General features: G+C 56.9%; 10 protein-coding genes. 3 read left to right on the top strand and 7 right to left on the bottom strand.

Annotated elements, in window-relative coordinates; all coding sequences use genetic code 11:
• Nucleotides 1-100 precede the first annotated feature (100 nt).
• Complete coding sequence (locus C5F52_RS21515; protein ID WP_104800417.1) at nucleotides 101-577, top strand: Lrp/AsnC family transcriptional regulator; 477 nt, start codon at nucleotides 101-103, stop codon at nucleotides 575-577.
• Nucleotides 578-635: 58 nt separating this feature from the next.
• Here C5F52_RS21515 and C5F52_RS30375 read toward each other — a convergent pair whose 3' ends face one another.
• From C5F52_RS30375 to C5F52_RS21500, 3 genes are read right to left on the bottom strand one after another with little or no spacing between them, the layout of a single operon-like run.
• Nucleotides 636-923 (bottom strand): Bor family protein, encoded by a 288-nt coding sequence (locus C5F52_RS30375; protein WP_104800416.1) that lies wholly within the window; start codon nucleotides 921-923, stop codon nucleotides 636-638.
• Nucleotides 924-939: 16 nt separating this feature from the next.
• Nucleotides 940-1,227, bottom strand: coding sequence for a Bor family protein (locus C5F52_RS21505; RefSeq protein WP_104800415.1), 288 nt, complete (start codon nucleotides 1,225-1,227; stop codon nucleotides 940-942).
• A 56-nt stretch (nucleotides 1,228-1,283) separates the two neighbouring features.
• Nucleotides 1,284-2,543, bottom strand: a complete 1,260-nt coding sequence (locus tag C5F52_RS21500; RefSeq protein ID WP_236657968.1) for a murein transglycosylase A — start codon at nucleotides 2,541-2,543, stop codon at nucleotides 1,284-1,286.
• Between C5F52_RS21500 and C5F52_RS30085 the strand changes: the two genes are divergently transcribed.
• Complete coding sequence (locus tag C5F52_RS30085; RefSeq protein ID WP_201747071.1) at nucleotides 2,476-2,616, top strand: hypothetical protein; 141 nt, start codon at nucleotides 2,476-2,478, stop codon at nucleotides 2,614-2,616. The two genes, C5F52_RS21500 and C5F52_RS30085, sit on opposite strands and share 68 nt — an antisense overlap.
• 1 nt (nucleotide 2,617) lies before the next feature.
• Here the strand turns inward: C5F52_RS30085 and C5F52_RS21495 are convergent, their stop codons facing one another.
• The 3 genes from C5F52_RS21495 to C5F52_RS21485 are packed head-to-tail and all read right to left on the bottom strand — an operon-like array spanning nucleotide 2,618 to nucleotide 9,315.
• Nucleotides 2,618-3,253 carry a response regulator transcription factor gene (locus tag C5F52_RS21495; protein ID WP_104800413.1) on the bottom strand — a complete coding sequence of 212 codons (636 nt, stop codon included), beginning with the start codon at nucleotides 3,251-3,253 and terminating at the stop codon, nucleotides 2,618-2,620.
• A gap of 3 nt (nucleotides 3,254-3,256) precedes the next feature.
• Entirely contained in the window at nucleotides 3,257-5,257 is a 2,001-nt protein-coding gene (locus C5F52_RS21490; protein WP_104800412.1) for a nitrogen regulation protein NR(II), read from the bottom strand.
• A complete protein-coding gene (locus tag C5F52_RS21485; protein ID WP_104800411.1) occupies nucleotides 5,257-9,315 on the bottom strand; it encodes a YhdP family protein in 4,059 nt (1,352 codons plus the stop codon). Before C5F52_RS21485 ends, C5F52_RS21490 begins: the two co-directional genes overlap by 1 nt.
• 36 nt (nucleotides 9,316-9,351) lie before the next feature.
• On the opposite strand from C5F52_RS21485, the gene glnE reads away from it, so the two are divergent.
• On the top strand, nucleotides 9,352-12,045 hold the full coding sequence (gene glnE, locus C5F52_RS21480) for a bifunctional [glutamate--ammonia ligase]-adenylyl-L-tyrosine phosphorylase/[glutamate--ammonia-ligase] adenylyltransferase (RefSeq protein WP_236657959.1): 2,694 nt from the start codon (nucleotides 9,352-9,354) through the stop codon (nucleotides 12,043-12,045).
• On the opposite strand, the gene rfaE2 is transcribed toward glnE, so the two are convergent.
• On the bottom strand, nucleotides 12,046-12,549 hold the full coding sequence (rfaE2, locus tag C5F52_RS21475; protein WP_104800409.1) for a D-glycero-beta-D-manno-heptose 1-phosphate adenylyltransferase: 504 nt from the start codon (nucleotides 12,547-12,549) through the stop codon (nucleotides 12,046-12,048).
• Nucleotides 12,550-12,561: the final 12 nt, after the last annotated feature.

The raw sequence follows: 12,561 nt of genomic DNA, 5'->3' as shown, positions 1-12,561 counted from the left end.
TTTGCGTCCAGATAAAGGTTTGCGTTTTACGCTCTAAATTACCCTATTTGCGCAAGATTCTTTCTAAAATCTTCACGAAACGAAACAAAGGGGCGTTACCTTGGAGACACTCGACAAATTTGATCTGGCGATTTTGCGCGAGCTACAAGCCGATGCACGCCTGACCAATGCAGAACTGGCGCAGCGCGTGGGCTTGAGTGCGGCGCCTTGTTGGCGACGTGTGCGTGTGCTCGAAGAAGAGGGTTACATCACCGGCTATCGCGCAGAAATCAACCGCCACAAAATTGGCTTGGGTGTGCTGGCATTTGTGCGCGTGGATGCGGAACGCAACACAGGCGATGTGGCCCGCAAGTTAGAAGTGGCGATTCGCAAAATTCCAGAAATCGTGGCCTGCCACTACATCAGCGGCACAGGCACGTTTGAGCTGCAAGTGGTGTCGCAAGATTTAGAAACCTTCAGCCAATTTGCACGCGAGGTGTTGATCAACTTGCCGCATGTGAAAGACATACACACCAGCTTTTCACTCGGTGAAGTCAAAGCCAGCGGGGCTTTGCCTTTGACGCATTTGAAAAAATGATCGTCGACTGACATAAAAAAGCCCCGTGCAAACGGGGCTTCCGAAATGCGCAACTAACTTAGTTTGCGCAATACACCTTGGCGTCGTAAGGCGTGTAGATACCGCCAGTCAACATACCCAGCACGCCGTTGATGAATGAAGTTTGACGTTCAACCTTGACCACCTTGTTGGCACCGCCGCAAACCGCAGCTGCGTCGATGGTTTGTGTTTGACCCAAGCCGCTCACAAAGAAGGTTTGCATGTCTTCTTTGCCCAACTTGCCGGTTTGACCGTTGATGTAGGCAGTTTGTGTTGAGCAAGCAGCCAATGTGGCAACCAAGATCAAGGGAAAAAAGATTTTTTTCATGATGCTGTCCTAACGATTAACGGGTGCAATAAACACGAACTTGACGTGGGGAATAAATACCCAGCGTCACAATGGTCAGACCCACGTTGCCAGCGGTCATTTGTGTTTCGACGCGCTGCACTTTGGCAGCAGAGCCACACACCTTGGCGGCATCAATCTCTTCGCTTTGGCCAATGCCACCCACCCAGAAGGTTTGCAAGTCGTCATGTGTTGGTGCGTTGTGCGCGTCAGGGCGAACATCAAAACGCTGAATCGCGCAGCCAGTCAAGCTGAGCACAATGGCTGCAATCGCTAGTTTTTTCATTTCAAACACTCAAAAAGTTAGATGGGCGTCTATTTTAGTAGATATTAGTATTCAATTCATCGAGGCCATAGCACCCAAAGACGTAAACCCTGCTTCATGCGCCCCGCAAAGTCCCCCGCCTCCGCTCCTGTGCCCGCAAAGTAATCGGCCCGCACCGCGCCCACGATGGCGCTGCCCGTGTCTTGCGCAAACACCAAACGCTGCAAACTGCCATTGGGCCCAGCGCTGGCCAGCCATACCGGTGTGCCGTAGGGAATCGAATCTTTATCCACGGCAATCGAGCGTCCCGCGGTCAGGGGCACACCTTGTGCGCCACGCGGACCGAGGTCGGCATCCGCCGCGCTGCGCACCTCTTCACGGAAGAACACATAGCGCGGGTTGCTCCACAACATCTCTTGCACCAAGCGCGGATTGCTTTGTTGGGCGCTAACAATCCATGCCTTGATGCCTTGCCACGACGCATCACGAATCAAGCCACGGTCTAACAACCAACGGCCCACGCTTTGATACGGCTGCTCGTTGGAGCCGGCAAATGCCAAGCGCACCACGCGCGTGGTGCCATCGGGATTGGCCATGCGCACGCGACCTGAGCCTTGGATGTGCAACACCAAGGCATCAATCGGATCAGCAAGCCACGCCACTTCGCGGCCACGCAAGGCGTCACGCGCTTGCGAGTTGGTGTCGATCTCTTGTCGGCTGAACCATGGGCGGCCCGCGCGTCGCGCTTCGGCCAACCCTTCAGGCGGGGCGTACAACGGCACTTCAAAGCCGGGACGCATTTGTGCTGACGCATCAAACAGCGGCTCGTAATAGCTGGTGAGCAAACCATCGACGGCACCGTCAAGCGATTCAACACGGTAGGGCTGCAAGTGGCTCATCATCCACAGGCGGCGGTCATCGTCGCTGCCCAGCATGAGTTGACGCACGTCTTTGCACAACGGCGCAAACAAAGGGCCCGGGCGTTCACAGTTTTGCAGCCATGCATTCCATGCATCCTGCGTGGGGTCGTTTTGCCAACCGGGCACATCGTTCCATGACGTGGCCACCCAACGGCTGCGGTAGCTTTGCTGCGGACTCGGTGTGCCGGGTGTGCCAGCCAAACTGCCGCTGGCACGCGGTGTTTCTGCGGGCGCCCTAGCAGCAGGCGCTGAACGACCGTAGTCCGTCACGGGCGCGTAGCGTGGGGTGCCGCACGCCACCAAGCTTCCTACAATCAAGGTCCATGTCAAACGCCACAGGATTTGTCTCATGCTGTTAATTTTGCTAGAAGCGCTGGGCGCGGGTTGCATCTTGGTGTTGATCGTATGGTGGACGATGTTCTCAGGTCGGGAAGAAACCGAAGCTGAACACCTTGCCGCACAAGAAGAAGCCGCCAAAGACGAAAAATAACTCACTCGCCACGCAGCAAGTTGGCCAACTCCACGGCCGACTTCACATTCATTTTGTCAAACACACGGGCGCGGTGAACTTCCACGGTGCGCACGCTGATGTCCAGCTGATCTGCAATCAGTTTGTTGGGCAAACCCTCTACCACCAAGTGCATCACGTCGCGTTCACGTTCCGTCAAATCGGCCAAGTTGTGTTGCAGGTCTTGTTTGGCTCGTACGCTTTGCAAGGTTTGCGCCGAACGCGCCAAGGCTTGTTCAATGCGGTCGACCAAGGCGTTGTCTGAAAAAGGTTTTTCACAAAAATCAAACGCGCCCCGCTTGACGGAATCGACGGCGGTGGGCACATCGGCATGGCCTGTTAAAAAAATCACAGGTAAGGCATCAAGCAGTTGACGCTCAATGAGATGCTCAAACAAAGCCAAGCCGCTCATGCCTGGCATACGCACATCAAGCAACAAGCAACCGGGCTGCGAAGGCTGCCACGCATTGCTGCCTCCCCCTAAAAACTCGGCAAATGCATCTGCACTGTCAAACGATTGACTGGGCAAACGGCGCGAACGCAACAGCCACGCCAGCGCTTCGCGCACGCCAGCGTCATCGTCAACAATAAAAACCAAAGCGTCTTCTGTGGGTTGCATGTGTCAGGTCTCGGGGGACGATTGTGGCAGGGTGAAACTGAACACCGTGCCGCGCGGTGTGTTGGGGCGATGCCCCAAAAATCCACCATGTTGTTCCACCACGGTACGACACAAACTCAGACCCAAGCCCATGCCTTCTTCTTTGGTGGTGAAAAACGGTGTGAACAATTTCTCTGACACGCCATCAGGAATGCCTTGGCCAATATCAGCCACCGAAAACTCCAACCAACGGCTGGTTGCGTTGGATGCAGCGCTACGTACGCTGAGTGTGAGCACTTTGTTAGGCGTTTCATCCGCCATGGCTTGCATGCCATTGCGCGACAAATTCAACAGCACTTGTTCGACCATGGTCCGATCGCAGAACACGGTTGGCAAATCGGTCGGGCATTGAACCACCACACGCACACCCAATTTGCGGGCTTGCAAAATCACCAAGGGCATCACGTCATCGAGCAAGGCACGTGGCTTCACTGCCTCGCGCGCTTGGTCACGGCGACGCACAAAGTCGTGCACGCTCTTGATGACCTTGCCGGCACGTTCAGCTTGCTGGCCAATGCGCTGGATGGCACTGCCCAAGGTCTCCGCCAACTGCGGGTCTTTCACAGCGGCATCTTGCAACAGGTTCATGCTGCCGGTGGCATAACTTGAAATCGCAGCGAGCGGTTGGTTCAACTCGTGGCTCAACAACGAGGCCATCTCACCCACCGTGGCCAAACGTGCGGTGGCTTGCAAACGTTCTTGGCTGGCACGCGACACTTCTTCCACGCGACGCTGCTCGCTGATGTCCAACACCGCGCCCATCCAGCCGGTTTGTTCGCCTAAGGCGTTGATCAGCGGGGCTTCAAAAATCATCACGGCAAAACGCTCACCGTTTTGGCGCATGAAGACCGATTCCACGCCCTCACGCGGCGGCGCATTACCCGCCAAACGCAAGGCTTGGCGCTGGCCGTACTCGTCCACCATCTCGGGTGGCCAATAAGGTGCAGGAATGCTTTTGCCAATCAACTCTTTGGCCTCGAAACCCACCATTTCGCAAAATGCGGGGTTCACATAGGTGATGCGACCTTGGTTGTCACGGGCGCGCAAGCCGGTGACGAGGGAGTCTTCCATGGCTTTGCGAAAGGCCAACGCATCGGCCAAGTCCAGCTCCACGCGTTGACGGCGACGCATGTCACGCGCCAACATGATGAGCACGGTGACCAAGGCAATCGCCATGGCCGTGACCAACGCGGTCAAGACATTGGGAAACACATCAGGGGCACCGCGCCAGCTGTCCATGCGCAGCACCATGGTGTGGCCCGGCAAATCAATCAGCTGCTTGGCAATGAACACGCGCGAGCCGCGACGTGCTGTGCCGTGCATGGCCAAACGCGTGCCATCTGACTCTGTGAATGACACCTCTTGGCTGCGCGTGAGCTGTGGCCCCACCATGTTGACCAAGATCTCACCCAAGGAATAGGTGGCAATGGTGTAGCCCGTGAGCTGGCCATCGGTGATGACCGGCAGGCACAAATCCATGATTTCCAAGCCCAAGCCATCAGCTTGTGGGACATAGGTGCTCGCGCCATAGCCGGGGCCGCTTTGGCGGCGTGCCACACCACACGCTTGCACCACTTCAGGCTGATTGGCCGCGCGACCAAAACGGTTGAACACGGGAGCCCGAAACGGGGTGTCGATGCTTTTGAGCACGCGTAAGTCCGCATCACGCAGCTCTAAACGCAACCACTCGCGATGTTCACGCAACAAGGTGTGGGCATCTTGCTCCCACGGCGTGGCAGCGCGATCGGCGTATTGCAAGGCTTGCAAGCTTTGCACATTGCGGGTGAGCGCGGTGCGGATGTCGCTCACCGCATCTGCCGCGTCGCGCTCTAAGCGGCTTTGCACCTGGCTCACCTCATAGCGCCCAGCCAGCCACACCAAAGTGCTCAGCATGGACAACACCAGCACCACCAAGAGCCCCCACAGCACCCAGCGACGTACTTGTGGTCCCACAGGCAACAACATCAATCCACCTTGGTCACACGGGGATCTGCCCACGTGCCATCCACTTGAAACTCACTGGTGCCTGCACGCACCAGAGGTTTGCTCAACACCATCTGGGCCAAGTAGCTGGTCAATCCAACCAACGGGTTGATGGTGGCCACATAAAGCGATGCCGTTCCCGCATTGATTTCAGGCACCACCACCACTTTGAGTTTTTGGGTTTCGCGCACCAGGTCGGCGCTGCCTTCAATCAAAGCGCCAGCAACCACGCCCTTCATCTGCAAGTTGTTGGTGAATGCCACGCCTTGGTCAATGCGCACATCACCGCGTACAAAGTCGAAAGCAAATCCATCGCTGAACAAATCGCTGAAGTCCAAGGTCAAACGACGCGGCAAGGCTTGCAAATTCAACACACCCAGCAAGCGCGCAGCGCCTGGTTCTGTTTTTAAAAATTGACCTTTTTCAATCGCCAAATTCATCTTGCCGCTCATGCTGGCGTAATCCAAAGTGATGGGCGAGCCTTGCCAAGACACTTGGCCTTCTAAACGCCCCTCACCATAACGAATAGCGCCAGGCGTCCCCAAACGCGTCAACAAATCACCGCTGTCGCGGATGGCCAGCACAAAATTGAACTGGGTGCGACGTACGCGTGGCCCCTCGGCGGCCCAGTTGCCATTGGCCGTCAAGGTGGCCTCGGGCAAGATCACATTGAATTTGTTGAGTCGCCATTCACGCACAGCATTTGCGCCCACGCGATTCACCGCATCAATTTCTAAGCGCCCCAGTTTCTTGCCACGCAAGGTCAACTCATTCACCACGATGTCCAACGTAGGAATGCTGCTGGGCTGCTCAGTCAACAGACGCTCCACATCGGGCACCGAGCTGGGCGGAATATTCAAATACGCCAAACGCACATACAACTGCGCGGGCACGTTGCCATTGGGCGGACGAACTTCCGCGGAACCATTTAATTCATCGGCGCTGATGTTGAGGCGCCACAAATCACCTTGGCGTGTGCCTCCCACCACCACTTTGTGAATCACCCGATCTGAGACCTTGATTTGTTCTGCCAACAACGCAGCAAATGTGGGCATGTAGTCTTGAGCGCCTTCGCTTGTGGCTTCGCTGCCAATGACCGAGGTGGCGGTTGATTTGCGTTTGAGCGGCGACGCACCGGTGAGTTGTGTGAGCGTGGTGTTCCATGCATCCAGGTCTAAAGCCGGCAGTTGCAAATTGAGGCTGACCGCGTTGTCACGCATAGGCACAGCATCCATCACCGACTGCCCCACGGCAATGCCGCCACGCACCACACGGGGTCGTGACCCAGTGAGGTCACGCACATAGTTCACCGACACCACACTGCCTAAGGTGACTTTGATTTGGTCTTGCAACACGCGTGATTTAGCTGCTAGCGATTCGCGTGTGAGTTGCGTCTCAACGCGCAAAGGCATGACCGCCTGCGACGTTTTATTCAAAGGCGCCGGCAAATTCAAGGCCATGCCCTTGAGATCACTGTTGATCAACAGCTCGGGCTCACCACGGCGCAAACCCAAAGTGGCGGTGTAGCTTGACTTGCCAGATGCGCGTTGTGCCAACCGAGAAACAAAGCCAAGCTCACGGGCACGCTGCAAACCCTCAGCGGTCAGGTCGCCATGAATTTTGAGTTGCAAAGGTGATTCGCCATCACCCACCACAAATGACAACCCGCCATCTAACACCGCATCGCCGCCCAACAACTGGGCCTGCATCGCCTTGAGCTGAAACCCTTGTTCGCTGAACTGCAAGGTACCGCGTGTGCGGTTGAGCACAGGCGTACCAGGAATAATTTGCAAAGCATTGTCGGCAAACACCACGCTGCCCTGAACCTTAGACGTCTCTAGCTTGTCGATGGGCAAGCTCAGTGCCAATTTGAAATTTGCATCGCCCGTGGCTTGGCTTTTGTTCAGCACGGTGCCCGTCAAGTCGTTGAGGGCAGATTTGGCAATCACATCCAGCACCTGTGCCACAGGCCCGCGCGCTTCGCCCGTCACGCTCACCACAGGTTGTGCCAACTGAGGGATGTGCGCTTCCACTTTTTGCCAAGTCACATCTGGGGCACCCGCCAACTGTGTACGTCCTTTGAAATGCAACGCAGATCGGTCAAACACCAACTCGCCATTGAGCTCTGTCAGGGCAGGCCATGCAGGACGTGGCGCAGTTTTAGGCTTAGGTGGCTCCGGTGGCACGTAGGCATATTTAGCTTGTGCCACTTGCGCAACAACGCGGAACTCACCCAGCTTGGGGTTGTCAAACGGCATGTCGTTCAAGTTGCCGCGCAAGCGCAGGGTCACATGGCTGGCGTCTCCCGTCTTGACCGCATCACGCACATAGGCACGCACGTCAGCGGGCAAGGTGTTGGGCAAATAGCGATGGACGTGTGCCACTTTGGCGCGGCTGAGCGAGGCCGTCAAATCCAGCACGCCGGGTAAGCGCGCATCGCCTTCGCCTGTTTTCCAATTGCCATTGAATTCACCCGCCATGTCGTCGTTCACCACGCGGCCCTGCGTGAATTGCACGGCCACGTCATCGCCTTTGAGCTGCCAAGCGATTTGTGCCGAGGCTTCTTCCAGCGCGATGTACGGCTCATCTAAGCCGAGGGGCAAGGTCAAGCTGCCTTTGTGAATGCTCACACGGGCTTTGCCACCTTTTTGCGTCACGTCAAATTCCAGTTGCGCGGCTTGCATGCCAGGCACATGGGCCAATGGGCTGTTGGGCAGTGCATCGCGCTGCATAGAGAATTGACGCACTTGGCCGCGCGCGCTGTACTGAAGAGAAGCGTCGTCGTTGGTCTGCCATGTGGCCTTGAGCTGGTTGACTTGACCTTGCGGTTGGGCACGCGCCAAGAGGTCACGCACCTGTTCGGACAACGGCACACGTTGGCTGATTTGCACCAGAGCATCCAAATCCAAACGGTCTGCACTGAACGTGCCAGATTCAAATGTGTCGCCGCGCCAGCTCAGACGCACCACACCACCCGGCCAGTGTTCACCCTCTTGGGTGTCGAACACCAAATCTTGACTGCTGATTTCCACTTCACCGTCTTGCCACTGTGCACCCACGCGACCATGCATATGACGCAAACTCAAGGGCAACAAATCTGCCCCCAAGCGTGCAGCCACAGCATCTAGCGCCACATCTGCTGTCACACCGATGGGTTGTCCTTTTTGCACATCGGTCCACACACGCACGGCACCACGGCCTTCTTGCAAAGACAAACCTTTGTCCATCGCCACCCATTGGCGCAAGGCCGCAAGATCGACATAAGGCAAGTCGGCAAACAACTCACCCGACCATTGCGCGGTATCGCCCGCGCGCTGCCAAGGCAATTGGAAAAACTTGCCACGCACAGACAGGCGCTGGCCAAAGGCCTCGGGCGGGGTGGCATCTACCCTCAGCTCGTGCTGAAACCACTGGTTTTTCACCGAGACATCCAAACCTTGAAGCGACAGCACCGGTGCGCTCGTTTGCGCTTTTGCTGGACGGCTTTCATCACGCCAATGCACCGCGCCTTGACGCACCATAAACGCGGGTTGTGAAAAGAACCAATCTGCGCCGCGGCCATCACCCGCCGCACTGGTGTCCAAACCAGCAACCCACACATGGCCTTGCGCATCACGACGAATTTCTAATTCGGGTTGCTCGATGTCCAGTTGCTCAAACTGACCGAACAGCACCGAGAGTGGCGACACCGCTGCAATCACGCGCGGCAAGCGCAAGGCGTCACGCCCTTCACGGTCAAACAACACAATGTCATTGGCTTCAAACCATGGCACCAACCAGCCGCCTTGGGCACTGACATGGCCGATTTCCACACGAATGCCCAATGCACGTGAGGCTTGTTGTTGCAGCACCTCACGGTAATCGCTGATTCGCGGCACAATGAAAATGTGCAGAGCGCTCCAAGCCATCAGCACAGCCACCCACGTGAACACCACCAAACCCAAAGCCCAGTTGAGCGCACGTCGCCAGCCTGACTTGGTTTGCAAATCAAGCATCAAATTTTCGGGGGTGGCATTCACGGCGTCAGACAACTGTTTCACGGTACGAGCAATATGACGGGAATTATCCCCTGCCCTATGGAAAACTTGAGTACTTATTCGCGCTTCGTTCAACGATTACGCCGCCGCTATGCCAATGCGCTGCATTTGCTGCCGCAGGGGGCGCCTGTCTTGGCAACGATGCAGACCTGTTTTGAGGCACTGCGCCAAACCCACAGCTGCAGCGATAGCCTGCGCATGCTGCGCCAGCTGGTGATGGAACGTTTGGTGGTGCTGGACTGTGAGCAGAACGCCAACCTAGACACCATCACCTGCGCCGTGACCGAATTGGGCGAGTTCACGCTCAACATGGCCTTCCAAGAAGCACAAGCCCAACTCGATGGCAACTACGGCATGCCCACCACCCCCAGCGGCGAGCGCGCCACTTTGTGGATCATCGGCATGGGCAAATTTGGCGCACGTGAACTCAATGTGTCCAGCGACATCGACCTGATTTATGTGTACGACGAAGACGGTGAAACCACCGGCTTGCCCGATGGCCGCGGACGCATCAGCAACCACGACTACTTTGCCAAAGCCGTCAAACTGATTTACACCTTGATTGGTGACACCACCGAACACGGCTTTGTGTTTCGCATGGACTTGGCCTTGCGCCCCAACGGCAACTCGGGGCCAAGCGTGGTGTCGCGCCAATCGCTGGAAGAATATTTCTTGGTGCAAGGGCGCGAGTGGGAACGCTTTGCCTGGCTAAAGAGCCGCGTGGTCGCCCCCTTCAGCGCCAAAGCCAATGCGTTTGAGCTGCGCGACACCGTGCTGCCCTTTGTGTTCCGTCGCTATTTGGACTACAGCGTGTTTGAGTCGTTACGCGGACTGCACCAGCAAATTCGCAAGCACTCGGTCTCACGCAGCGCAGGACGGCCTGAGCGCGCCAACGATGTGAAGCTTGCACGCGGCGGCATTCGAGAAATTGAATTCACCGTGCAGCTGCTGCAAGTGGTGCGCGGCGGCCATTTCCCTGAGCTGCGCACACGCCCCACGCTGCAAGCCTTGCAGCGCCTGAGCCAGGCTAACCTCATGCCCGCCGCCACCGCCGATGCGCTGGCCAAAGCCTATGTGTTTTTGCGCCAAGTCGAACACCGCATTCAATACTTGGACGACCAACAAACCCATGCACTGCCCACCCACGACGAAGACCTGAATTGGATTGCGTTGACCTTGGGCTTTGGTGATGTGTGCGACTTCCTGGCACAACTCGACAGCCACCGCGAATTGGTGGCGCAAGAGTTTGACCGCTTGTTGGGCTTGGGCGAAAAAACCGAATCCAACGGCAACGGCGAATGCAAAGGCTGCACGCCTAAAAACGATTACGTGGATTTGGCGTCTTTGCTGCCTGACTTGAACCCTCGTTTGCGTGAGCGCGTGAGCCATTGGTCTGAGCAGCCACGCATGCGCGCGCTGCGTGATGACGGCGTGCAACGTTTGCTCAAACTCTTGCAGCGCACCAACGCGTGGATTGACGATGGTCGTGTGACCGAAGAAGCCGCCATACGTTGGAGCGATTGGATGGAGCCGCTGCTGCGCCGCGAAAGCTATTTGGCTCTGTTGATCGAACGTCCACGTGTGCATGAGCAACTCATGCGATTGCTGGGGCTTGCGCGTTGGCCAGCCAAGTATTTGCAACAACATCCCGGCGTGATTGATGAGTTGGCAGGTGAAGCCTTGTTGGCCGAACGCTTTGTGCCGGCTGAGTTTGAGCAAGAGTTAGAGCGTCGCTTGGGCTCGCTGCAAGCCACCGGACAAGCCGACGAGGAAACCCTGCTCAACTTGCTGCGCCGCGCCCACCATGCCGAAGTGTTCCGCACTTTGGCGCGTGACGTGGAAGGCCGCATCACCGTCGAACAAGTGGCCGACGACCTGAGCGCATTGGCCGATGCGGTATTGAAAATCACCAGTCGTTGGGTGTGGCAACACTTCAAGCAACGCCATCGCGACGAACCACAATTTGCCATCCTCGCCTACGGCAAGCTCGGCGGCAAAGAGCTGGGCTACGGCAGTGACTTGGACATCGTGTTTGTGTATGAAGACGAGCACGAGCGGGCGGGCGAAATTTACGCGTCGTATGTGCGCAAACTCATCAACTGGTTGACCGTCAAAACAGGCGAAGGCGACTTGTACGAAATCGACACCGCCCTGCGACCCAACGGCAACTCAGGTCTGCTGGTGTCCACCTTTGAGGCCTATGCCGACTACCAGGGCCAACGCGGCGACAACACCGCGTGGACCTGGGAGCACCAAGCCATGACGCGTGCGCGATTCTGCCAAGGTGCGCCCGAGCTGCAAGCACGCTTTGACGCAGTGCGCGCCAGCGTCATCAACGCCAAGCGCGACCCAGTTTTACTGCGTCAAGAAATCGTGACCATGCGCGACAAAATGCGCACAGCCCATCCCGTCAAGCCTGATTTGTTTGACGTCAAACACAGCGCGGGCGGCATGGTGGATGTGGAATTTGCCGTGCAGTACTTGGTGCTCGCCCATGCGCAACAACACCTCGAATTGCTCGCCAACGTGGGCAACATTGCCTTGCTGCTCAGTGCTGAAAAAGCAGGCTTGTTGCCCGCTGGTGTGGGTGAAGCGGCAGGCAGCGCTTACCGAGAATTGCGTCGTGTGCAACACCGTGCGCGTTTGGATGAGCAACCCACACAAGTGCCAACGGCTGAACTAGAAAAAGAATGTGCGGCGATTCAGTCTTTGTGGCACGCGGTGTTTGATTGATTAGCCTTGACGAATCTTCTTCACCAAAGCGGTGGTGGAGTAACCATCCACAAACGGAATGGCTTGGGCACGACCGCCGTAAGCCTCGACCACTTGGGTTTCGGCCAGTTTGCTCATGTCGTAGTCGCCACCTTTGACCAACACATCGGGACGCAACTCGGTGATGAGCTCCAAAGGCGTGTCTTCGTCAAACCACGTGACCAAGCTCACCGACTCCAAGGCAGCCATCAAGGCGGCGCGGTCCAGCTCGTTGTTCAGCGGACGGTCTGGGCCTTTGCCCAAACGACGCGCAGAAGCATCGCTGTTCAAAGCCACCACCAAACTGCCACCTAAGCTGCGGGCTTGTGCCAAGTACGAGGCATGACCTCGGTGCAACACATCAAACACCCCGTTGGTGAACACCACAGGTCCTTGGGTGCGTAAGGCCGCCACGCGTTGCACGGCGTCTTGACGCGAAGCCAACTTGGATAAAAAAGCAGGAGGGAACAAAGTGGTGTCGGTCATGGTGCGCCAATT

The organism is Limnohabitans sp. TS-CS-82 (genome assembly GCF_002943475.1).
Note: the sequence above shows the minus strand (reverse complement) of the source record. Positions and strands in the feature narration are given on the sequence as shown.

Bases quoted from the DNA above. Each gene is read 5' to 3' on its own strand.
- C5F52_RS30375 (WP_104800416.1), bottom strand. From the start codon at position 923: ATGAAAAAAATCTTTTTTCCCTTGATCTTGGTTGCCACATTGGCTGCT.
- C5F52_RS21505 (WP_104800415.1), bottom strand. From the start codon at position 1,227: ATGAAAAAACTAGCGATTGCAGCCATTGTGCTCAGCTTGACTGGCTGC.
- C5F52_RS30085 (WP_201747071.1), top strand. From the start codon at position 2,476: ATGCTGTTAATTTTGCTAGAAGCGCTGGGCGCGGGTTGCATCTTGGTG.
- C5F52_RS21495 (WP_104800413.1), bottom strand. From the start codon at position 3,253: ATGCAACCCACAGAAGACGCTTTGGTTTTTATTGTTGACGATGACGCT.
- C5F52_RS21490 (WP_104800412.1), bottom strand. From the start codon at position 5,257: ATGTTGTTGCCTGTGGGACCACAAGTACGTCGCTGGGTGCTGTGGGGG.
- glnE (WP_236657959.1), top strand. From the start codon at position 9,352: ATGGAAAACTTGAGTACTTATTCGCGCTTCGTTCAACGATTACGCCGC.
- rfaE2 (WP_104800409.1), bottom strand. From the start codon at position 12,549: ATGACCGACACCACTTTGTTCCCTCCTGCTTTTTTATCCAAGTTGGCT.